Source organism: Alcaligenes sp. SMD-FA (genome assembly GCF_025960365.1).
Taxonomy (GTDB): Bacteria; Pseudomonadota; Gammaproteobacteria; order Burkholderiales; family Burkholderiaceae_B; genus Alcaligenes; species Alcaligenes aquatilis.
The window spans coordinates 3649157-3671704 of sequence record NZ_CP110108.1 but is presented as its reverse complement, the minus strand read 5'-3'; the positions used below and the strand labels follow the sequence as shown (position 1 = coordinate 3671704).

At 53.9% G+C, this 22548-nt stretch carries 24 protein-coding genes; 20 read left to right on the top strand and 4 right to left on the bottom strand.

Going from position 1 to position 22548, the window contains the following annotated elements:
* Positions 1-17: 17 nt before the first annotated feature.
* Positions 18-566 carry a superoxide dismutase [Cu-Zn] SodC gene (gene sodC / locus OKX01_RS16995; protein WP_264672138.1) on the bottom strand — a complete coding sequence of 183 codons (549 nt, stop codon included), beginning with the start codon at positions 564-566 and terminating at the stop codon, positions 18-20.
* 147 nt (positions 567-713) lie between these two features.
* The gene (locus OKX01_RS16990; RefSeq protein WP_264672137.1) at positions 714-1478 is read right to left on the bottom strand and encodes a class I SAM-dependent methyltransferase; all 765 of its coding nucleotides are present in this window, start codon (positions 1476-1478) and stop codon (positions 714-716) included.
* A gap of 120 nt (positions 1479-1598) precedes the next feature.
* Here OKX01_RS16990 and OKX01_RS16985 point away from each other — a divergent pair, with 120 nt between their 5' ends.
* From OKX01_RS16985 to OKX01_RS16970, 4 genes are all read left to right on the top strand, one after another.
* Positions 1599-2342: a class I SAM-dependent methyltransferase gene (locus tag OKX01_RS16985; protein ID WP_094198447.1), complete on the top strand. Its 744-nt coding sequence runs from the start codon at positions 1599-1601 to the stop codon at positions 2340-2342.
* 266 nt (positions 2343-2608) lie between these two features.
* A complete protein-coding gene (locus tag OKX01_RS16980; RefSeq protein WP_264672136.1) occupies positions 2609-4057 on the top strand; it encodes a sensor domain-containing diguanylate cyclase in 1449 nt (482 codons plus the stop codon).
* A gap of 1043 nt (positions 4058-5100) precedes the next feature.
* On the top strand, positions 5101-6897 hold the full coding sequence (locus OKX01_RS16975) for an ATP-dependent nuclease (protein ID WP_264672135.1): 1797 nt from the start codon (positions 5101-5103) through the stop codon (positions 6895-6897).
* Positions 6890-8149, top strand: coding sequence for an ATP-dependent helicase (locus OKX01_RS16970; protein WP_264672887.1), 1260 nt, complete (start codon positions 6890-6892; stop codon positions 8147-8149). The genes OKX01_RS16975 and OKX01_RS16970 overlap by 8 nt, the downstream gene beginning before the upstream one ends.
* A gap of 17 nt (positions 8150-8166) precedes the next feature.
* Here the strand turns inward: OKX01_RS16970 and OKX01_RS16965 are convergent, their stop codons facing one another.
* Both OKX01_RS16965 and OKX01_RS16960 read right to left on the bottom strand, forming a co-directional pair.
* Entirely contained in the window at positions 8167-9186 is a 1020-nt protein-coding gene (locus OKX01_RS16965; RefSeq protein WP_264672134.1) for a phage portal protein, read from the bottom strand.
* Entirely contained in the window at positions 9183-10940 is a 1758-nt protein-coding gene (locus OKX01_RS16960; protein WP_264672133.1) for a terminase large subunit domain-containing protein, read from the bottom strand. The genes OKX01_RS16965 and OKX01_RS16960 overlap by 4 nt, the downstream gene beginning before the upstream one ends.
* 72 nt (positions 10941-11012) lie before the next feature.
* Between OKX01_RS16960 and OKX01_RS16955 the strand changes: the two genes are divergently transcribed.
* The 16 genes from OKX01_RS16955 (at position 11013) to OKX01_RS16880 (ending at position 22547) form a co-directional block, all read left to right on the top strand.
* Positions 11013-11897: a GPO family capsid scaffolding protein gene (locus tag OKX01_RS16955; RefSeq protein WP_264672132.1), complete on the top strand. Its 885-nt coding sequence runs from the start codon at positions 11013-11015 to the stop codon at positions 11895-11897.
* A 30-nt stretch (positions 11898-11927) separates the two neighbouring features.
* A complete protein-coding gene (locus OKX01_RS16950) occupies positions 11928-12941 on the top strand; it encodes a phage major capsid protein, P2 family (RefSeq protein WP_264672131.1) in 1014 nt (337 codons plus the stop codon).
* Between the two features lie 11 nt (positions 12942-12952).
* On the top strand, positions 12953-13615 hold the full coding sequence (gpM, locus tag OKX01_RS16945) for a phage terminase small subunit (protein ID WP_264672130.1): 663 nt from the start codon (positions 12953-12955) through the stop codon (positions 13613-13615).
* Positions 13616-13712: 97 nt separating this feature from the next.
* Entirely contained in the window at positions 13713-14162 is a 450-nt protein-coding gene (locus OKX01_RS16940) for a head completion/stabilization protein (protein WP_264672129.1), read from the top strand.
* The gene (locus OKX01_RS16935) at positions 14159-14368 is read left to right on the top strand and encodes a tail protein X (RefSeq protein WP_115634172.1); all 210 of its coding nucleotides are present in this window, start codon (positions 14159-14161) and stop codon (positions 14366-14368) included. The genes OKX01_RS16940 and OKX01_RS16935 overlap by 4 nt, the downstream gene beginning before the upstream one ends.
* On the top strand, positions 14359-14850 hold the full coding sequence (locus tag OKX01_RS16930) for a hypothetical protein (RefSeq protein WP_264672128.1): 492 nt from the start codon (positions 14359-14361) through the stop codon (positions 14848-14850). The genes OKX01_RS16935 and OKX01_RS16930 overlap by 10 nt, the downstream gene beginning before the upstream one ends.
* A 13-nt stretch (positions 14851-14863) precedes the next feature.
* Positions 14864-15235: a hypothetical protein gene (locus tag OKX01_RS16925; RefSeq protein ID WP_264672127.1), complete on the top strand. Its 372-nt coding sequence runs from the start codon at positions 14864-14866 to the stop codon at positions 15233-15235.
* The gene (locus OKX01_RS16920) at positions 15232-16032 is read left to right on the top strand and encodes an N-acetylmuramidase family protein (RefSeq protein WP_264672126.1); all 801 of its coding nucleotides are present in this window, start codon (positions 15232-15234) and stop codon (positions 16030-16032) included. Before OKX01_RS16925 ends, OKX01_RS16920 begins: the two co-directional genes overlap by 4 nt.
* 261 nt (positions 16033-16293) lie before the next feature.
* Positions 16294-16563: an Rz1-like lysis system protein LysC gene (lysC, locus tag OKX01_RS16915; protein WP_264672125.1), complete on the top strand. Its 270-nt coding sequence runs from the start codon at positions 16294-16296 to the stop codon at positions 16561-16563.
* A complete protein-coding gene (locus OKX01_RS16910; protein ID WP_264672124.1) occupies positions 16547-17053 on the top strand; it encodes a phage tail protein in 507 nt (168 codons plus the stop codon). The genes lysC and OKX01_RS16910 overlap by 17 nt, the downstream gene beginning before the upstream one ends.
* Positions 17046-17504: a phage virion morphogenesis protein gene (locus tag OKX01_RS16905; RefSeq protein WP_264672123.1), complete on the top strand. Its 459-nt coding sequence runs from the start codon at positions 17046-17048 to the stop codon at positions 17502-17504. Before OKX01_RS16910 ends, OKX01_RS16905 begins: the two co-directional genes overlap by 8 nt.
* A gap of 67 nt (positions 17505-17571) precedes the next feature.
* On the top strand, positions 17572-18207 hold the full coding sequence (locus OKX01_RS16900) for a phage baseplate assembly protein V (RefSeq protein WP_264672122.1): 636 nt from the start codon (positions 17572-17574) through the stop codon (positions 18205-18207).
* Positions 18204-18554 (top strand): GPW/gp25 family protein, encoded by a 351-nt coding sequence (locus OKX01_RS16895; protein ID WP_264672121.1) that lies wholly within the window; start codon positions 18204-18206, stop codon positions 18552-18554. The genes OKX01_RS16900 and OKX01_RS16895 overlap by 4 nt, the downstream gene beginning before the upstream one ends.
* The gene (locus OKX01_RS16890) at positions 18551-19480 is read left to right on the top strand and encodes a baseplate J/gp47 family protein (protein ID WP_264672120.1); all 930 of its coding nucleotides are present in this window, start codon (positions 18551-18553) and stop codon (positions 19478-19480) included. The genes OKX01_RS16895 and OKX01_RS16890 overlap by 4 nt, the downstream gene beginning before the upstream one ends.
* Positions 19481-19482: 2 nt before the next feature.
* The gene (locus OKX01_RS16885) at positions 19483-20097 is read left to right on the top strand and encodes a phage tail protein I (protein ID WP_264672119.1); all 615 of its coding nucleotides are present in this window, start codon (positions 19483-19485) and stop codon (positions 20095-20097) included.
* Positions 20094-22547 carry a phage tail protein gene (locus OKX01_RS16880; RefSeq protein ID WP_264672118.1) on the top strand — a complete coding sequence of 818 codons (2454 nt, stop codon included), beginning with the start codon at positions 20094-20096 and terminating at the stop codon, positions 22545-22547. The genes OKX01_RS16885 and OKX01_RS16880 overlap by 4 nt, the downstream gene beginning before the upstream one ends.
* Position 22548: the final 1 nt, after the last annotated feature.

Here is a 22548-nt window from a genome sequence, read left to right as displayed (position 1 = left end):
TAAAGGGATGAAGGCGCTTACTTGATCACTCCGCAAGCAAAACGTCCGGCACCGCCGCCCAGTGGTGCAGGGTGATCGGAGTGGTTGTCACCGCCTTCGTGGATCATCAGGGCTCGGCCCTTGATCTGATCCAGGGACTTCAGGCGCGGAGCCAGAACGGGAGTGCTGGCACTGCCGTCGGCCTGGACATACAGGGCGGGCAAATCACCCAGGTGTCCATTGCCCCATGGGAAACCGTGCTTGCCGGTCTTGTTAGGGTCCAGATGGCCACCGGCTGCCCCGGCAGGCGTTACCTTGCCATCTTTCTCGCTGGGCGCGCAGCTGGCGTTCTCATGTACATGAAAGCCATGTACACCGGGTTTGAGATTCTTCAGATCTGGTGTGAAAACCAGGCCGTGTTCAGTCTGCCGAACGCTGACTTGGCCGATTTGCTCGCCAGCACCGCTTTCGGTAGCCAGGTTCATGGGAATAATGACGTCCGCCAGTGACGGGGCCGACAAGGCAAGGGTGGCGCTGACGGTGGCCAAGGCCATTGCGCATCGCGCTTTGAGGGAAGAAAAACGCATAAGGCTGATTCCTTTGCTTGATAAACAAGGGTTAGAACAGCCTAGCATTGTCAGCGCGATATGCCGTTAAGAGACGTTTCTCTTTGTCAGTAATCTGTGAGTGCCTGCGCAGGCAGTGGACGAGCCATCGGCAGGGGGCCTGCGGGATCAGGCTTCTTCTTGTACCTCTTCTACGGACAGCAGTTCCTGATGGTCGAAGTACAGGTTGGAGTTGATTACGGGGGAGGCCGCACCGGCCTGTGCGCTTAGTTCCAGACAATCGCCGGACAGATAAAGATCGGTCAGCAGCGCGGGCTTGCCATTCATCCAGATTTTCCCGCTGACATTTTGATAACGCTGCTTGAGCTGCAAGCGGTAGTCCGTCCCGTCCAGACCTTCCCACTCCCATTCACCTGCAACCTGTGCCGGCACAATCCATTTGTAGATTTTGATGCCGCCCACATGCAGGATCTCATCAGCTTCCCAATCGCCCATATCAAAGGCGTGCGACACAATGCGCGCACCGGGCCGCAGCTCTTGCAATAAGCGCGGGCGCAGGATGGCGTTGATGGTGTCCATCAAGTACAAGGTCACGATGGTGGCTTGGCTGAAGTCTGCGGTAAACAGATCCTCTTCCACAAAGTCCACCAGATACTCCACACCTGCATGGCCAGCATGCTCCATGGCGTCGGCAACGCGCAGCGGGTCCAGTTCTATGCCGATGCTGGTGCAGCGGTATTTTTTGGCGGCGGCAATGACAATACGCCCATCGCCACAGCCTAGGTCATACAAGATGTCCTTGTACCCGGTCTGAGCCAGTTGCAGCAGGGTGTCGATGACTTGGTCATCGCTGGGGACGAAGGGGACGTCCAGAAAGATGTCAGGTTCCACGATGGAATGGTCGTTGAGGTCGTTAATCAGGTCTTTGAACAATAGTGGTCCTTATCAGCGGCGTTAAGCGGAAATTCGTTTAAATTCGGCTATCTATAGTTTAAACGACGACAAAATAATTAAAAATTCGCTTTTTGCGTGAATATGGACGATTATGAGTCTATGTCAAACTCATATGGCTCGACCTCATCCACGCCCGCCAAGTTAACAACCCGTATCCAGCATATACGAATCTCGTCCAGAGAATCGTTACGTATTCGTTCCTTGGCCGATCACATGCAATACGCCGACCCGTTGGGACACGCACAATCTTTGGGGATAGGCTCGGCTGTCTGGCCCTTGTTCGGTTTGCTATGGCCATCCAGCATTCAACTGGCGCGCAAACTGAAAAACCGTCCGGTTCGGGAGGGTGAAAGCATTCTGGAGTTGGGCTGCGGTTTGGGTCTGACCAGTTTGATGATGCATAAACGTGGCGCAAACATTCACGCCAGCGATTGTCATCCTATGGTGCCGCATTTCTTGAAGCTGAATCAGGCGTTGAACGGTTTGTCCGATTTGCCGTATGTTCATGCGCAGTGGGGTGAGCAGTCCTGCCCCGATTTGCTGGCTTCCTTGGGCCTGATACCTGCCAAGCAGCGTTACGATCTGATCGTGGGTAGCGACCTGCTTTATGAAGGCAATACACCCGTTCAATTGGCAGAGCTGGTCAATCAACGTGCGAAAGAGCAGGCCGAAGTCTGGCTGGTGGATCCGGACCGGGGGCATCGCAATAAGTTCACCCAGGAAATGGAGCACTACGGCTTTGAGCTGGTACGGCAAGTGTGTTTGCGTGACCGGCCTATCTTCACGCCCGAGGGCAAGGAGTTGCCTTACAAGGGGCGCTGCTTGCAGTATCAGCGGGGCTAGGCACTGAGTAAAGCGTTCTGGGTTACTTGTGAATGCGGACTGACGTCGGAATCTGCATGTTTCAGATGGTCTTACGTAAAATAGTATGGATATCCACCACCGCCCTGCCGCTATTCTCAATGATAAAAATCCCGCGCTTTAGACGAATGTTCACACTACGCAGGTCGGTTAATTTGCGAAGTCTGATCTTGTGGTTGTGCCTGTCTTTCGTTTTTTTGGTTTTGTTTAGCAGTTTGCATGCCGCTTATCGGGTGCAGCAGGGGCTATTGCTCGAGCAAAGTGTACGAGTCAATCAGGCTTATGCGGAAAGGCTGGCGCACGCCAGTGATGATTTTCTTCGCTCATCGGCTGCGGTACTGAAAAGCGCTGCTTTGGATATCACGGCAGGACAACTCGATGTAGCCGTTATACGGGAAGAGTTCAAGCAAGTGATGGAGGTCACCAAGGCGTTCGATGCGCTTGTCTTGGTTGATGTGTCAGGCTCAGTGCTGGCCGCTAGCCCAGGCGCTGTATTTCGGAATGTGGCATTGCCCTTGTGGCCGGAACTGTTTCAGGGCAAGGCCGTGCCAGAGCCAATGGTCGCAAGCGCATTTCAGGGAGGGGAAGGGCGGTGGATGACGATGGTTGCTACTCCGGTTTTCGCACCTGATGGAGCCTACGCGGGGTTTATTGGTGGGGGTATGTACTTGCAAAGCCGCAGTGCATTGCAAGAGTCGCTTGATAAATTGAGCTATGAGGAAGGAACTTACTTTCGCATCGTTGATGGCTCGCAGACGATTATTTATCATCCGGAGCAAAGTCAGATAGGAACTACGGCCCAGGACGTGGCGACAGTGACCGAACAGCCACAGATCACCGGCAGACAGTCCTTGCCCGAGCCTGATGAGATCAATCCGGATCAGGAGCTGGTCAGTGTGGCAGCGATTCCGGCCGCTGGTTGGCTCGTCATTGCACAGCGTCCCACAGAGCGTGTGTTCGCGAATACGAGTGAGCTGTTGTTGCGCACACTCTTGCTTGCTTTGCCAGTATTTGCATTGAGTCTGCTGGCAATTTGGTATTTATCCGGGCTTATTGCCAGCCCATTGCGCCAGTTGGCCACTGCGGCGGCCAATCTGGATAATCACGCTGATTTTCGACGCATTCGCTTTGTTAAGGGTTGGTATGTTGAGGCTGCCCTGATTCGACAGGGCTTGATGCAAAGCTTTTCTGCGATAGGCAGTCGAATTCGCAAACTGTACCAGCAGGGGGCAACAGATCCCTTGACTGGGACGATGAATCGGCGCGGTCTGGATGCCGCTTTGGAAGAAATGACAGATGCCGAGCAGTCCGTAGCGGTGGTGATGATTGATGTTGATCATTTCAAAGCGGTCAATGATCGGTTTGGCCATGCGCTTGGGGACGAGGTGCTTAAAGCGATTGCAGAGTTGATTATGACCCAAGCGCGTCGGGAAGACGTCGTGGCTCGCCTGGGAGGCGAAGAGTTTGTGGTTGTGTTGCCAGAGACAGGTCTTGAGGCGGCGGGCCAATTTGCAGAGCGTTTACGCCGTGCGGTAGCGCAGACGGTATTTGAGACAGTTGGGAGTGTGACCGTGTCTTTGGGGGTGGCCTGTTACCCAGAACATGGCAATGATCTTTATGAAGCCCTGGCTCTAGCTGATGCGGCCTTGTATCGGGCCAAGGCGGATGGCCGCAACCGCGTTCATCAGGTCGAGTGAAGGGCTGCTTGGCACCTCACCAGGTCTAAGGGCATTACTGACGGTGTGATCCACTGTGTCTGGTGAGTGCCCACCTCTTGTTTAAGAGGTAGAGCCCTCAGGGCGGGCCCCGGAAAAACAAAAAGCCCAGTCGTTTGACTGGGCTTTTTGTTTGAATTCTTGGTGGCCTGGGGCGCACTCATATCATCCATTATAAGCCTTGTTTGTGGCGGTGTATGGGTTTTACGAGTTGATAAATACTGTCATTAGTACTGTCACCGGCAGTAGCTGCTACCCAGATAGGTTATCCAACAAGTTCTGCGCTGCGGCCCTGCCTGGATACCGTCCTACCAAAAAAGTCGGGAGGGCATGGGAAAACAGTAACCTTGATAACCTGTCTTTGGCAATCACCTTGTAAGCCAGTGTTTAAGCGCCTTCCAGAGAAAACAGAAAAGATAACTTTTTAATAACCTAACAGTAATCTGGTTATCCTAACTATAGATAATTTCTTGTTTTTATTATTTCCTTATTAATCAACTGCTTATGGTTTGGTTATCTTTTTGGTTACTTAAGATTATCTTATAGGGGTAACCTCGGAAGGTTATATTTATCAATAGGTTACGAGTTTTTTTTGGCTCTGGTTATTGAGGTTACTGTTTTCCCATGCCCTACCCATGTCCAAGCCAGAACTAGATAGCCCAACTGGCCGTGTTTAATACGTCCCAAGCTGCGTCAAAGTGCGTTAGGGTTGCGTACCCCTTATTCCTTGTGAGCCGCGCCAATGGCGGGCCTGCCAGGGCTTGAGGGGCTGCGTTAAAAGGTGCTTATTCGGTGAGCGTCGCAGGCGCGGAGGGGACGGCGATCTTGGGCTAGAATGCATTTAATCGATTAATTTTGAAATTTCTTATTACGTCGTTATTGATGTCTTATTTGTTACTTTTTTAGTTGGTGTTTCACCAAATGTTTGATGTTATTGAGTTTTGAAAATAGTTTTCCCCTCAAGTAGTTAATGGGATTTCTGTATGCGGATTGGTTTTTGAATCGACTGTCTGGGTTGAGGGTTTATGAGAGTTGCATCACTTAAAATTGAAAATTTTCGTGGCATACGCGATGCGTTTGTCCGTTTTGGAAAACACCCAGTCCTAATAGGTGATAATAATTCTGGCAAGACAACATTGATTGAAGCTTTAGCTCTTCTGTGTGGGCGAGACCGCCTCGTACGTGAGTTGACGGAACATGATTTTTTCGGCTCTCGGCCAGAGGCTTTAGATCGTATGAAGCTTGTTGCCACAATCTCAGGCTTTCCGAACAACGATCCTGAACAAAGTAATCAGTGGTTTCGGGAAGGGCGGGCAGTCATTAAATGGCTAGATGAGTCTGATGGATCAGTGCACCCTACACGTAGTGAGAGTGCCTCAATGTTGTGTTGTCAGATTGCCGTTCAGGCCAGATTTGATAGCGACTCTTTAGCAGTGGAAATGGTGCGGTATTTTCATGATCATGAAAATCCTTTCGATCCTTTTTCTGATGACTCACCTATACCTGTACCAGGACGGTTAATTCAAGAGTTAGGTTTCTATTTGGTTAGAGCAAGTCGCACTTGGGATAAGGTCTTTTCGTGGGGAAATGAATTATTTAAGCGAACCGTGCTTGCTGCTGCTGCCCAACCTGCTTCGGCTTTGTTAGCAGAGCGTGATCGCTTAAGAACTCCAACTCAACCTATTGACGCCGACCCAGGTATAGAGCCGTTAATCCAAAATATAAATAATGAGTTGGCTCTTTCGTTTCCAAATGCACCAACGGTTCAGCTACGCCTGACAGGAACTGACAGTCGGTCAGTTATGGAGGCGGTAACGGCTCATTTTTCTAGTGTTAATGGAGTTAGCATCCCTGCAGCTCGACAGGGAAGTGGGCTTATTTCAATGCAAGGCTTACTTTTATTGCTTGAATTAGGCCGAGCACGAGCAGCAAGCGGAGGAGGTTTTTTGATGGCTCTGGAGGAGCCGGAAGTGCATCTACCTCCTGCAGCACAGCAGCGTTTAGTTCAGCGAGTCCAAGCCTTATCAACGCAGACCTTTGTCACGACTCATTCGCCACTAGTGGCGAGTATGGCGGATCCTACTTCTGTATTGATCCTAAGAAAGGAGGATGGTTTTTTGTCCGCTGAGCCTTTTCTGGATCGTCCATTGCCAAATGAGGCTCCTAATTGGCAACGCAAATTTTTCCAGCATAACCGTGTGGATGTCCTGGCCGCGTTAATGCAGCCGTCTGTGTTAATTCCAGAGGGCAGGGCTGACTTCCAATTGCTGCGGTGCATATTGAAACCGTTAATGATGGCTATGGGTTGGGCGGAGTCTATGCTTCGGCCTTTTGGAATTGAAGTTGGAGTACTGCCAACTGATGATGCAAAAGTAGTTGAAACTCATCAGTTAATGGGTCGGCTTCATCCAAATGTTTGCTGTCTAGTGGATGGTGATGCTCAAGGACTGCTATACATATCGCGCTTACAACAAACTAACCCTCCTCCGGCTGCGCTGATACGGTGGAATGATGATGCCATGATTGAAGACATTGTGGGGTGGGTGTTGGAAGCGAACCCAACAGAAGCGATACCTAAATTAGTGGAACTACCGATCGAGGCCGTTAATAGTGTCGAGGATGTTGTTGCTTATCTGAAGGATAAGAAAATGGATATCATCGCCTACGAACTTGTTGCTGAAGCAATCGCTTCCACCTCTGATTGTAGAGCGCGCGCCGCAGATTTACTTGGTGGGCTTGCATGTGCTTGCGTAGGGTCAGAGGATACTCGGCGTTTTATTCCTGATAGCGATGGAGTGTGGGTGTTTAGTCGTGATGATTAAAGGATTTATTGGCGGCGCAGGCTGCGGAAAAACTCACCAGTTGATGGAGGCCCTGGGGGATCACCTGGAAATGTTTCCTCTTCAGGAAGGGCAGAAAGTGTTGGCACTGACTTTCATGCATGGGTCACGACGACGTCTTGAGGACCGACTCAAGCGCCTGCCTACTCTTATTAGAAGGACAGATTGTTCGACAATAGACAGCTTCGCTTGGCGCTTGGTTCAGAGGTGGTCATCCTTGGTGGAGGAGTTAGGGTTTACCGATATCCAGCCAGATGATTATGAACGAGTTTGCGACGCTGCTGGACAGCTACTGCAGATTGACGATGTATGTGGTTGGGTAGCCTCTACTTTCCCGATTTTTTTAGTCGATGAGGCGCAGGATATGACGCAGAGTAGGCTGAGAATTGTGCAAGGCTTGGTTAATAGGTTGACTCTGTTTGTCGCTGCTGATGAATTTCAATGTTTGAATGAAAATTTAAGACCAAACCCTGCTTGTGAATGGCTAGGGGCATTCGAGTCTGTGATAGAGCTTACACAGCCACGGCGAACATCCAATTTAGAATTGCTTAATGCTGCGACTGCTATACGAGAAGGCAGGCCTCCAGTATCAGATAACACGTTTAGGATTGAGTTAACTCCAAGACCGCCACTCGCCGGTGCCTGGGTGAATGGCAATCTGCGTTTTTATGGCGGAGGCAGAAGTGTTGCAGTGATTACTCCTGCATTAGGAGATTTTGCACAGGCATCAATCTTGTGGGCGGCTAATAATACAACTCGTGGCGGAGCTGGGCCTTATACGATTTCTTGGGAAGAGTCGGAAGCAAGATCTGTAGCCAATTTTCTGGAGAGAATAGTTCTTCAATCTGTGAATGACATTCCATATATAACTTCCTTATTGTCAGATGCTGGTGATCGACGGCTCCTGCATGATCTCGTTGATTGGATGGATATTCAACGACGAGCTAAGGGTAGAACCGATTTTTCCAAAGAGGAAATTGAGCAGGCTATTAAGAAGTCATTTTCTCAACGGCGTCGACTAGGTAATGGGGGGGGGAGGAAGTGGCATGGTATGACCGTTCATGGGGCAAAAAATCGGGAATTTGATAACGTGATTGTGCTTTGGCCTGCGGCTGTAAGTGGAACTGATGAGCAAAAGCGTAGGCTTTTATATAATGCTGTGACACGCGCAAAGGAGCGGTGTCTTGTGTTAGTACAGGCCGGTGCGCATTTAAGGCGAGCTCCTTTCACTTAGATAGGGGTTAAGTAGAGTTAATCACCCTGTATTAGCTTGTACGTATCAAATTGCACTACTTCAATGCCCAGCCACTCGTTGATTGAGCGGAGTCGGTTTTGCAACGGTACCAGTTCGTTCATAAGGAAAACCTCTGCTGCGGGTTTGACCGATCCAAAGCCCCCCGTGACTGTTGGCATTACACCCATCAGTTGTGGTGGCACTCGGTGTGCTGCCAGGATGTCATCTCGAGTGACGTTCTTTATATTGAAAAACTCGTCTTTGGCCGCTACCTCCGACAGCGGAATGACTTGTAGGCCTTTTTCTTTTCCACCTGGTGCATACATAAACAGGTTGCGGAAATTCCCCACACCCTTGCTGCTCTTGACCGCCTTTCGCAGCGCGTCAATGTCGGTGTCATTGTGAGCCGCATCGGTTACATACATGATGTAGCCTGCATGTGAGCCGTTTTTGTAGTAGCGGCGGCGGAACAAGGTTGCTTCTTCGTTCAGCCAAGCCGATGACAATGCTGATAGATACTCAGGCACCCCATAGATCTCTTGATGCAGATCCGGCTCACGTTGCTGATAGACCTGCCCTGGTTCAAACCAGTGTTCTTTGGACCATGAATGCAGAAAGACATAGCGGTCTTCTTCCTGGCTGGCCCGCCTTACGTACTTCCCCAACGCTGGTTTGAGCTTGATTGGTGCGCCCAGGCGATTGCGGCGCACTTCCAGATAGCTGTTGGCGAGCACCAGGTAGTCCAGCACGTAGGCGCTGAAGTCCTCGCGGCTGAGTAGCGGGTGTGGGATAAAGGCGCTGGCCAGAATGTTCCGCTTCACATAGATGGCAGAACTGTGATGAGGACTTGCACGGAAGGATCGGGCTAGGCCATCCAGAGACACCGGCGGTTCATACCACTTTCCGGCATCTAGTACCTGGAAGTGTTCCATGATGCGGCTTTTGTCCAGGACGGATTCAGGCTCGCCAAACGTGAAGGCTTCAATGCCTGGTTGCTCAGCCTGCACCTGGTCTGTCGCTTCGGTGACTGCGTTCATTCGCTAAACTCCAAAATATTGGCAGACGACTCGGTACTGCCGTGTAGCGGTTCGTGATAGATGGCATTCATGCAGGCCCAGGCCAGATCGGCGTGGCCTACGGCGCGTGTCCGGCCAGAGGCATAGGTCGCTTGGCGACCGCTTGGCGTGAGCTGCTTACGGATAGACAGGAACGACTGGGCCAGGTCAACGGCACCGGCGTCAAACTCAAACCGGCCATTGCGCATGACGTTCTGCATTTTGAGCACCATCTCTGTTTTGACCTCGACCGAGTAGTTGATTGCTACTGCAGCCGGGAAGAACTTGCGGACCAACTGATAGACGGCCCCGCCCATGCCGGTGGTGTCGATGCCGATATGCGTGACGTGGTATTTGCCGCAGAGTTTCTGGATCTCGGCGGCTTGCTGTTCGTAGTCCAGGCCTTTGAACTGGAGCCGCTCAAGGAGTCGGAACTTGCCGCCAGGGACGGCAGGCGGGGCAAGAACGACACAGCCCTGGTGGTCGCCAGTGTCGGCTGGGTCGTAGCCGATCCAGACCTCTCGATTGCCAAAGGGACGTGCAGCATGGGGTTTAAGGTCAGTCCAGACCTCCCACGAGTCCACCATGCAGCGCTGCAGCAGCTGTAGCGGGAATACCGATTTGGTGTCGTCCAGGAAGATGCACAGCAGCAGGTTCTGAAACTCTTCCTCGGTGTACTCGAAGTTGCGCAGTTCCTCGATGTCGAAGAGGTCGCAGCCGCCTTCTTCTGCGTCATAGATCGTGACGATCTGACGCCAGATCCGGTCTGCGCACAGACGGCCCATTTTGAGCGCATTGTGGCTGACATCCATTTTGATGGTGGACTTGGCTTGGATCTTGCCCAGTTTCTCCCCGGACCAGAACGGGTAGGCCTCATGGCTCATGGCCGATGGTGTTGAGAAATAGGTTTTACGCCATTTCTTGTGAATGGCCATGCCGGAGGCGACTTTGTTCAACTGCTCAAAGTTCGGGATCCAGAAAAACTCATCCACGTACAGATTGCCGTGATAGCTCTGTGCGGTACGAAAGTTTGTGCCCAGGAAGTAGAGCGTGGCCCCATTGGACAGCACGATGGGATCACCGCGCAGCTCGATGTCCAGTACCTCCCGCACAAACGCCAGGATGTATTGCTTGAAGACGTGAGCCTGGGCCTTGGATGCAGAGATAAAAATCTGGTTGCGACCTGTCAGCAGGGCGTCCAGCAGGGCTTCCCGTGCAAAGAACCATGTAGCGCCGATCTGGCGCGACTTCAGAATGATGCGTGTGCGCTGGTTCTTGGATTCCCACCATACCCGCTGGTACTGAAAGATCGACCCTTCAAAAGCCTCCACCAGTTTGGCGATTTGCTCGTCGGTTAGGTGGTTCTTGCGAGGTTTTTTTCGCGGCTTGCTGTTCTGGGCGGCGAGGTTCGGGTTCAGGTCGACCTCGTTGCCCTCCGCGCCCAAGAATTTACGCACCCGAGCGTAGCGTTCCATCTGGCGGCCAAGCAGGTCAATCTCTTTGTAATCGGATCCGCTCTTGTTGGGGTTCAGGACGAGCTGCACCATGCGGCATTCCGTAGCGCCCTCAATACGCTCCAGGGCGGAGGCTGAGTCCCAGCCATCACGGCTTTTCCACGACCCCACGGTAGATCGGCGCTCGCCCAGGTGCTGGGCAATCGCTGTTAAAGACCAGCCTTGCCAGTACAGAAACTTGGCCAGGCGGCGGTTGTCGTGATCGTGTTCTACGGTGAGCATGCCGCCAGAATAGGCAGGCCCCTCCTAATTAAACACTGTCTGATATTCGCCATCGAGCATGGCGAAACCCGCTTGCTTGAGGCATCAGGCTGGCGAGGCAATCATGTCCCTATCGTCGTCAAACACAGCGAGCAAGGCATGAAATTCAAACCCAAGTTTTTCCGTGTAGCCACCGAAGGTGCGGCTACAGACGGGCGCACGATTACCCGCGAATGGATCCAGCAAATGGCCGCCAGCTACGATCCGAAGAAGTTCGGCGCTCGTATCTGGCTGGAGCACTTGCGCGGCATCCACCCAGACAGCAGCTTCCGCGCCTATGGCGACGTGTTGGCGCTTGAAGCCCGAGAAGGCGAGGGTGGCAAGCTGGAGCTGTTCGCTCAGCTGGATCCTACTGATGAGCTGGTTGCGCTGAACAAGAAGCGCCAGAAGGTCTACAGCTCCATCGAAATTAATCCTGACTTCACTGGCTCGGGCAAGGCTTATTTGACCGGCCTGGGCGTCACGGACAGCCCAGCCTCTTTAGGTACAGAAATGCTGCAGTTTTCCCAGCAGCAGGCCGACAACTCACCGCTGGCGGGGCGCAAGCAGGACAAGGGCAACCTGTTCAGCGTGGCTACGGCATTGGATCTGGACTTTGAAGAAGACCAGGACGAGCAGCCATCTCGTTTTTCCGAGAGCTTGAAGAACCTGGCCGCCATGTTCAAGAAGCAAAACAAGGCGACGGATCAAGATTTGACTGAGCTGGTCGAACTGGTCGGGGATGTGATTAAACACAGCACTGAGCAAGAGCAGGTGCTGGCGAGCGTTCAGGCTGCATTCAAGGGCCAGGGCAAAGAGCTGGCTGAGCTGCGCCAAGACTTCAACGATTTTAAGCAGCTCATCGAAAGCACTGATGCTGGTAGACAGCATCGCCCTCCCGCCACAGGCGATAACGGCCTGGTACAGACCGATTGCTGATCCCCATCACCGAATCACGGAGCAACATTCATGCGTAACGAAACCCGCATTGCCTTTGACGCCTGGCTGAACCGCTTGGCTACTTTGAACCATGTCCAACTGGCCGCTGTTATCAGCAAGTTCACTGCTGACCCGAGTGTGCAGCAGACCATGGAAAACAAAATTCAGGAGTCCAGCGAGTTCCTGAAAAGCATCAATCTCTTTGGCGTGCGCGAGCAGGAAGGCGAGAAAATCGGCCTGGGCATTGGTGGCCCTATTGCCAGCACGACTGACACGAAAAACAAAGAACGTCAGCCCAAGTCTGTGGCCGAGCTGGACAACAACAAATATCGCTGTGAACAAACCAACTACGACACCTATGTGACGTATGCCCAGCTGGACCAGTGGGCTAAGTTTCCTGACTTCCAGGTACGCCTGACGAATATGATTTTGCAGGCCATTGCGCTTAGCCGAATCACCATCGGCTTTAACGGCACCAGTCGCGCAGCTACGTCTGATCCTGCTGCTAATCCACTGCTGCAGGATGTGGGCATTGGTTGGTTGCAAAAGCTGCGTACCAAAGCTCCTCAGCGCCGTCTGTTTGAGACGGACGCAGGCTCGGGCGAGCTGAAGGTCGGTGTGTCAGCCGAATACAAAAACTTGGATGCGGTCGTGTTTGACCTGGTCAATAACATGGTCGATCCCTGGCACCAGGAGGACACCAAGCTGGTGGCCATTTGTGGCCGCAAATTGCTGGCTGACAAGTATTTCCCCCTGGTGAACACCAGCCAGGCTCCGACCGAACAGTTGGCGGCTGATCTGATCATCAGTCAGAAACGTATTGGCAATCTGCCAGCTGTTCGCGTGCCGTTCTTCCCGCCCAATGCGATTCTGGTCACACGCCTGGATAACTTGTCCCTGTATTACCAGGAAGGCGCACAGCGCCGATCAGTGATCGACAACCCCGCCCGCGACCGGATCGACACGTTCCAGTCGTCCAATGATGCCTACGAGCTGGAAGACTACGGCTGCGCGGCGCTGGCCGAGAACATCACCCTTGTTTAACGGAGGTTGATATGAGCAGCCCAGCACAACGGCGCTTTGAGACTGTGACTGCCGCAATGGCGGCTGCACAGAGTGATCCAGGTGAGAGCCTGGCCGGTAACACGGCCTATGAACTGATGCTGGCCAAGTTGGATGCTGACCGCCGTCGGCTCAAGGACATCCAGAGCATCGAGCGCAAGATCGAGGTCAAGCGCGAGATCCTGCCCGAGTACGAAAACTGGATCAACGGTGTTCTGGATGCCGGGCGTGGTGGCCAGGACGATGTCCTGGTGACGGCGATGGTTTGGCATCTGGATGTGGGCAGCTTTGATGAAGCGCTTCGCATCGGTCACTACGTGCTCCAGCATGACCTGGTCCTGCCCGACCAGTATCAGCGCAATGTCGCCACCGTTTTGGTTGATGAAGTGGCCGATACGGCACTGGCCCAGCAAAAGGCGGGCAAATCATTCCCGCTGCAGGTGCTGCTGGAGATTGAGCGCCTGACCGCCAGCCATGACATGCACGACGAGGCCCGCGCCAAGCTGCATAAGGCGCTAGGCGCTGCGTTGTATGACCGTGGCGACCTGCGCGAGGCACACCGGCACTACAGCCGAGCGCTAGAGTTGAACGACAAGATAGGCGTTAAGCGCCTGCTGACCGAGATTGATGCGGCGCTGGCTAAAGCGTCTGCATAAACCGTGCTCCCCGAGCCTGGGCGGCGCGGGTCTGAAGCAGCGCCTGATGGTATGACTGCGGACGACCCGCCCACCGCCCACCACACAAGGATGTGTCATGAGCTTTGCTGTTGCCGCTGCCAAGCCCAAGTTGTCTACAGAGCGACCCGGCCAGTTGGAAGCCGATATAGAGATTCAGAAAGGGGACTGGCCAGTGATCAAGTCGAGCCATGTCCGCGAGATATTGCGCCTACCCGGCACTGTCACGAATGAGCGTCTGGTCGAATGTCTGACCAATGCGGTGTACGCGGTCAATGACCAGTTGTCGGCTTGGCGTTCAGCGAATCCACAATCGCTGGACGAATGCCAGTCTGATCTGTATCTGCGGGCTGTGTACTTCTATGCCCAGGCTGAGCTGTATGAGCGTTACCTGGACGTGGATGCATCGGCAAGTGCTCAGCGCCGTGCAGAGGACTACGACAGCATGGCTGAAGATGCTCGCCGTGTGCATCGGTGGGCAGTGCGCGACTTTCTGGGCTTACCCCGTTTAGTGGTGGAGGCTTTGTGATTGTGTATGCGCACCAGGGCGACACGCTGGATGCAATTTGCTGGCGCTACCTGGGCCAGACCCAGGGCGTGGTGGAGCAGACTCTGCTGCTCAATCCCGGTTTGACGGAGCAGGGACCGATCCTGGAACACGGGACGGCTGTCACGTTGCCCGATAGGCCGGTAGCCCGCGTGAACACACTTAAAACGGTGAAGTTATGGGACTGAGTCTGAGAAAAATGGGCTGCCATCGCAGCTATCTGAGTTTGAATATGTCGGCTGACTGGCCGGTGCGTATCTTTTACGGCCTAGTGACGGCGTATCAGGGGCTGTACGGCCTTTTCGTACCGGGTTCGGTGTTCTATCGGGCGATTCAGTTGCATGATGCGGCGCTCATCATCATTGGCGTGCTCCTTGCCGCAGGCTTGCTGCTTTTGATTGATGGCGTGCTGGCGATGTTTCGGTACTGCACACCCTTCAGTTGCGACCCCGTCAAACCGTTGATGCTGATATTTCATCGCTGGCGGCACCTGCTATTTCTGCCCCCAGTTTTTTGCTACTTCGCCACATTAGTCGTGGTCAGTACAGAAGTGGGTCCAGGCGCAATTATTGTGAACGGCTACTACATCATGCTGGCGACAGCTGGGGTGGCGTTCTGTCTGCGTGACGGCATTGTCAGCCAAACCGCGATGCGGGGTAGCTATGAGTAGAACGGTGCGAGATATGTTGATCGTGCTGGCCTGCTATGGCGTCCATGCTTCTGTGTACGCGTCTCAAGTCTCGCTGTGGGCGCAACTGACAACAGGTGGAACGATCATGGACCTGGTGATTAATTTGATGTCAGCGACCTGCGCCTCTACTGCTAACACGATGTTTCGGCTGAAAAGCGAGATCGTAGTTGTCACACGTATTTTCAAAGAGCTGGCCGTGGGGCTGCTGGTGGGCATAACCGCTGGGATCATCACTTACGCACTTAGCGAGGCGGCACAAACAAACAAATTCTTGCAGCTGGGCCTAGTGACCATTGCGGGCTGGGCGGGTTCAAAGGTTATTGAATTTTATTCCGGTAAGTATTTTGGCAAGGAGGAGCCATGATCCTGCGACTAAATTCTGTGGGTTCCGATGTGGGGAGCTTGCAGCAGCGACTGTTTACCCAGGGCTTCAAGATTGAACGCACGAATGTCTATGATGAGCGCACCGAGGCGGTGATTCGTCAGACTCAAGCCCGTGCAGGTTTGGTGGTCGATGGGATTTATGGTCCCAAGACCGATGCTTATCTCAAAGGCAGCGAAACGGGCGTGTACATGAAACAGTCCGACCTGGTTGCTGCTGCGCAGAAGTTGGGTGTTGACCTGGCCAGCGTCATGGCCGTCAATGAAGTGGAGAGTACCGGGACGGGCTTTATTGAGCCTGGTATGCCTCGCATCTTGTTTGAGCGCCATGTGTTCTGGCGGCGTTTGGTGGTTCATGGCGTGGATCCTAAGCCTTTGGCTCTTAAATTCCCCGGTGTCGTCAGCCAGCAGCGTGGTGGCTATGCCGGTGGGCGCTCTGAATATACGCGCCTGGCGGTGGCGGTAGAGATCCATGCCGATGCGGCGTATGAGGCCTGCAGTTGGGGTGCGTTCCAGATCATGGGCTACCACGCGAAAGCCCTGGGCTTTGAGTCCGTGCGTGAGTTCGTCGCTTACATGCGCGAGTCCGAGGGCAACCATCTGGACGCATTTGTGCGCTTTATCTTGGCTGACCCGGCCCTGCATCGGGCGCTAGTTGGTCGCAAATGGGCGACGTTCGCACGGCTATACAACGGCCCAGCCTATGCCGATAACTTGTATGACGTGAAGCTGGCCAGGGCGTTCAAACGCTATGAGCAGTGGATCAAGGATGCGTCATGAGCTGGCGTCAAAGTATCTTGCAGTTGGCCATCATTGTTCTGCTGGGCTATGCGGCCTGGCAGTCCTATCAGCGGGCCAGCTTGCAGACTGAGATCGCCCAGGAACAAAAGAAGCAGCTCCTCGGTTTGGAGGAGCTGCTTAATAGCATCCAGACTCACCAAGCCACCATTAACTCCCAGTCGGGTGCCATTCTTAGCCAGCAGGCCGCGCTGCGCGGCACGCTCGCTCAGCGCCAGGCCGAATTCAGGAAGCTAGAGCAACATGTTCAAGAAATACGTGATTGGTCTCTGGGCCAGCTGCCCGGTGCTATTCAGCGCTTGCGCGAGCGTCCCGCCGTCACCGGCGCACAGGCTTATCACGATGCAATGCGCTCCAGTCGTGCCCTGCACACTGACCGCGAGCCAGCCACGGACGAACGGTGATCTGAACGTGTTGCTGGACCAGGTCGAGAATGATTGGGCCGTGTGTGCGGCTCAGGTAGATGCAATCTATCGCTGCCAGCAGGAGGCCCAGGATGCTCAAACCCGATAAAGTGCGCCAGGTCATTGAGCGTGCGAACCCGTACCTGGTCCGGGATCCAGAAAAGCTCCAGGTGTTCCTGGAGGGTGGCTCAATCGCTTGCCGTGGCAGCACCAGCCTGTCTTACGAGTATCGCTATACCTTGAGCGTCATCGTGCAAGACTACCCTCATCATGCCGATCAGTTGATCTTGCCCTTGCTGGCCTTGCTGCGTACCGAGCAGCCAGAATTGTTTGAGAATCCAGAAAGGGCGGCAAAGCTGATTCGGTTTGATGCTGAAGTGCTTAGCTCCAGCCAGGTGGATTTGGCTTTGCAGGTTGATTTGACCGAGCGCGTTATCGTCAAGCAGGACGCGGGTGGCGTACTGACGCTTGAGCACGTAGGCGAGCCGCCACACCCACAGTTTCCTGAACAGCCGTATGAAATGACGGTCATTTACCGGCGTGATGGGCAGGAACTGGGGCGTTACACCGTCCCTGCCTGGGAGCCACGTTTTGGCTGACCAGGACTTTCACGAGCTGGAGTCCTGGCTGTCGGGCATGCTGGGCAAGCTGGAGCCTGGCCAGCGTAGAGCCGTGAACCGGCGCGTAGCAGTCGAGCTGCGCCGTAGCCAGGCCTCCCGTATCGCCGCGCAGCGCAATCCAGACGGCACAGCCTACACCCCACGTCAGCAAGGAAAGCAGCTACGGAGCAAGAAAGGCACGATCCGCAGGCGTGCCATGTTCGCTCGGTTGCGCACATCGCGGTACTTGAAGGCTGAATCCAGTGCGGATGATCTGGCGGTAGGCTTTCGTGGGCGTGATGCCATGGTGGCTTTTGTTCACCAGTACGGTGAGCTGGCCACGTCAAACCGTGGGCGGCGTTTTCGCATGCCACAACGCGAATTGCTGGGGCTGACAGACGCCGAGCTGCAGCTGATTGAAGATGCGTACCTGCGCCATCTTGAGCCGTGATTTGGTGATCTGACATTGCCAACTTGCCGTCGTGGTGCATTGGGGCTTCGCCCAGCATCATGGAGGCATGGAAGACATCGCCCGCCTCCTCGCCAATCTGATCCGCGTCGGAAACGTCGCCGAGGTTGATTGTGCCCATCCGTCCCGCGTCCGTGTCGCCATTGGTGATCTGACAACCAACTGGTTGCGCTGGCTGGAATTACGTGCCGGTGACACCCGCACCTGGTCCCCGCTGACGGTGGGCGAGCAGGTCGTGGTCTTGGCCCCCGAGGGGGACTTATCTGCAGGTGTCGTGCTGGCCGGTCTGCCCTCCGATGAACGACCCGCGCCATCGTCAAACCCTGACGCCATCGTCACGACTCACAAGGACGGCACTCGTCATGAGCATGACGCAGCAGCAGGCCATTTGGCGACCACTGGCCTGAAGACTCGCCTTTTGCAGGCGTCCGACTCCATTACCCTCAAAGCCCCTCTGATCATCTTGGATGCCGACCAGGTCGTGTCTACAGGCAAGCACACTATTGAAGGCCTGTTGACGTACCTGGCGGGTATGTCTGGCCAGGGCGGTCAGGGTGGCAGTACCAGTATTACCGGCCAGTTCAGCCATAGTGGTGGCGAGCTTTCCTCCAATGGCGTGGTGTTGCACATCCACGTCCATGGCGGGGTTCGCTCGGGCGATAGCAATACGGAGAAACCACGATGAGCCGTTATTTAGGCCTGAACATGGTGACTGGCCGCGCCGTGGCGGATCACGACCATCTGACGCAGTCCATTACCAAAATCCTGACCACGCCGATCGGCTCCCGCGTGATGCGTCGAGAGTTCGGCAGCTTACTGCCTGAGCTGCTGGACCATCCCTTGAACGATTCCACGGTCGTGCTGCTGTATGCGGCATCCGCCACTGCATTGGTACGTCAAGAGCCGCGCTTGCGGTTGACGCGAGTTCAATTGCAGCCCAGCGATCAAGATCCGGGCCGCAGTGACTTGATTGTTAACGGCTATGAACGGGATCAGGACTGGCCGCTTTCAATTCCTGTGAGGTTGCCGTGAAAACGTCATCGCCCATTGATCTGTCGCTGCTCCCAGCTCCCGAGGCTATTGAAGAGATTAATTTTGAGCAAATTCTGGCTGAACGGAAATCGGCTCTTTTGCAACAGGTTCCACCAGAGTTACGGCCAGGCATTCAAGTAGCTATCGACATGGATTCGGAGCCATTAGCCATGCTGCTACAAGAGAATAGCTATCGCGAGATGCTATTGCGCGAACGGATTAATGAGCGTGTCCGTCGAGTTTTGCTTGCATTTGCAAAGCGATCCGATCTAGACCACATCGCAGCGCGGTACTACATCGAACGTCTCGTCGTACAACCAGAGGATTTGACGGCTAATCCGCCGAAACCTTTGATTATGGAATCAGACGAGGCATTGCGAGAGCGGATCCAGGATGCTTATGAGGGGCTGTCTACGGCTGGTCCTCGGGGTGCGTATGTGTTTCACGCTCGGTCAGCGGATGGACGTGTTGTAGATGCGCTGGCTGTTAGTCCAGAACCCTGTGACATTGTTGTGTATGTACTTTCATCGGAAGGTGACGGAACGGCCAGTCCTGAATTACTGAGTGTGGTTTTTGATGCGCTTAATGATGAGGAGATCCGACCTGTCGGGGATCGTTTGACTGTTCTGTCGTCACAGATCGTTCGTTACTCGGTGCGAGCAACGCTGACTCTGAAATCCAGCGGCCCGGGAGGGGAGTTGGCATTAGCGGAAGCCGTCAACAACATCAAAAAATACGTCAGTCGTCGCAAACGCCAAGGTCAACCAGTCTGGCGAAATTTTCTTGAGCATTTGATGTATGTGGAAGGTGTCGAGCATGTCTCGCTACACCAGCCGTCCACCGATCTGCTGCTGTCAGCGGCCCAGGCAGGTTGTTGTGTTGAAGTCGACATTAACCTTCTGGATCCGCCGGGTACAGGTGCGTGAACATGAATATTTTGCCACCTGGCAGCACTGCACTCGAACTCAGTATTGCGGCTACTTGCCGGTCAATCGATGCGCTACCCGTCAATGTGATTGCAGATGTGACGCGACCGGAGTTAGCACCCGAGTGGGCCTTGCCGTACCTCGCCTGGGAGGTCTCAGTCGATAGGTGGTCGGAGGCCTGGCCTCTGGCGACAAAACTTCAGGTGATACGCGACTCGTTCTATGTGCATAAGCATAAGGGAACAATCGCGTCTCTACGTCGTGTTGTAGAGCCGTTTGGCTATCTGCTCGATGTGATTGAGTGGCATGAGATGGTGCCTCCAGCCCGACGAGGCACCTTTCAATTAGTGATTGGGGTGAACAACGAAGGCATAACGGATGAAACCTACGCAGAGCTTGTGCGGTTGATAGATGAAGCTCGTCCGCTGTCCCGTCATCTGAAGGGATTACAGATATCACTCGTTGGGCGAGGGGTAGCTTACATGGGGGCTGCGGCTTTCTTGGGCGACGAGTTGACAGTGTATCCACCACACCAGAGGGATATCGAGGTGGTAATGAAACCGGGCGCGATTGGTGCCTTGCATATTATTGACACAATGACGGTGAAACAGTTATGAATCAGCCCTATTTCGCAATCTTGACAGAAATCGGAGAGGCCAAGCATCAGAATGCTGCCGTGCTGGGCGTTAAAGTGAACTACGCCACAATGGCGGTAGGTGATGGTAATGGAGCGGTGCCTACGCCGGATCGTAAGCAGCGTAAATTGGTTAATCAAATTCGCCGAGAAGCAATTAACCGAGCGTCCATAGACCCTGAAAACCCATCTCAGATTATCGTAGAGCAGGTTATCCCCGAAGGCGATGGCGGGTGGTGGATCCGGGAGGCGGGCATTTTTGACGATGCTGGTGATCTGATCGCGGTGGCCAGTCTGCCTCCTACGTACAAGCCGCAAATGGCAGAGGGGTCTGGCCGCACTCAAGTCATTCGTATTGTGTTACTCCTGTCTAACGCATCAGTCGTATCACTAAAAATTGACCCGGCGGTGGTATTAGCGACCAGGAAGGATGTGCTGGCTGTTCAGACCGCACTAACTCAGCATATTGATGCAGGTAACCCGCACCCTCAATACGCGCCCAAGGCAAGCCCTGCGTTAACGGGAAAGCCTACAGCGCCTACTGCCTCGGCAGCCACTAAGAACACACAGTTGGCGACGACTGCCTTTGTGCATGCTGTGGTGGCCCTGTTGGTCGATTCCAGTCCGGCAGCCCTAAATACCTTAAAGAAGTTGGCACAGGCATTGGGCAATGATCCCAATTTTGCTGCCACTATGCAGGACCTGCTGGCTAAGAAAGCAGATAAGAGTCAGCTCAGTGCCTATGCAACGAAGGCCAGTCCAGCCTTAACGGGTGTACCCACAGCGCCCACAGCCTTGGCAGCAACGAAGACAACACAGCTGGCGACGACCGCATTCGTGCATGCTGTGTCAGCTATGTTGGTTGATGCTGCTCCTGCAGCTCTTGATACTTTGAAGAAGTTGGCGCAGGCGCTGGGGAACGATCCCAATTTTGCTGCCACTATGCAGGGCCTGCTGGCAAAAAAAGCAGATAAGAGTGAGCTCAGTGTCTATGCGACGAAGGTCAGTCCGGCCTTAACGGGTGTGCCTACTGCTCCCACAGCCTCGACGGCAACGAAGACAACTCAGCTGGCGACGACTGCATTTGCGCATGCAGTGATGGCCCTACTGGTTGATTCGGCCCCAGCCGCCCTGAATACGTTGAAAAAACTGGCCCAGGCGCTGGGTAATGATCCCAATTTTGCAAGCACCATGCAGGATCTGCTGGCTAAAAAAGCGGATAAGACTGATGCCTCTACCTCTGTGAAGGGGGTTACCGCATATGCGACAGATACAGAAGCGGTATCGCGGGCCAGCAAAACTAAAGCACTGACGCCGCACGGCTTAGGCCAGAATGTGCAATCAAGTCCGAACGATAATGCGGATGGCAAGTTACTCGCTGTTGGTATGGCGTTTGGCCTGGGCAGCATTGGCGCAGGTAGTAGCTACGATAAGTTCCCTTCCGCGTCTGTCAATGATGCAGGGGTCCCGTCTGGGCTGTATTGGGCAAACAGCTCCGTAGCAGATCTACCTGAAGGTTTTGGAAGCGGTCTAATAATTCATCGACAGATAGGTTCAACGGGTGCTCAGATTTTAATTAATGGCAGCACCGGGGTTATGTTTTACCGTGGCCGGGCAAACTCAATATGGCAAGCGTGGAAGACGTCTTTAGCTGTTGGTGATTATGGTTGGGGTGGGCAGCAGGCAAGTCCGCCAAATGGGCGTGCAAAAGCAAACCCTACCGGGTGGTACTACTCCACAACACCTGTTTCGTTTGCTGGCGGCTCATTTTTCGTTGATTACAAGTACGGATCGAATGAGCGTGGTGGTATGCGCATTTCCACCGAACCGTACAGTGACAATTTCTATTTTCATGGCTGGGACGTACCGGGCGAGACTTGGCGCGATGGCTGCAAGCTCTGGCATAACAAGAATTTTGATCCCTCTGAGTTTCAGCCAAAAGGGGATTATCAACCTGCTGGAAATTACCAAACTGCTTTGGGTTACGTGCCTGTCAATAAGACCGGCGATCAGATGACCGGCAATCTGACTATCAAGAGGAAAGTCCCCACCATTGGCCTTGTCTCGGAAACCGGAGGTGCGGCTTGGGAGATTGTTGGCAACATCAGTGGGGCAACAGACTACGGGCTCCAGTTCGTAAACGTTGGACAGAAAGAGCAGATATTTCGTATTGGCGGCGATGGGCAGAAAGAAGTTTTTGTGCGAGGACATCGCGCTTGGCATGCTGGGAACTTTAACCCAAACACTAAAGCGCCAACCGGTAAAGACTGCGTCTGGCAGTCTGATGCGGTTGAGACGGGTGGCAGTGTCTCTCCTGGTGGAAGTTATGCGTACAACGTACCTGACGGGTATGTTGTGGTAGGCGCACGAACGCAGTCAGGCGTTAACTCCATGTGGTTTCGAGCCGTCAAAATCGGCACCCCTCAAGCCTGAT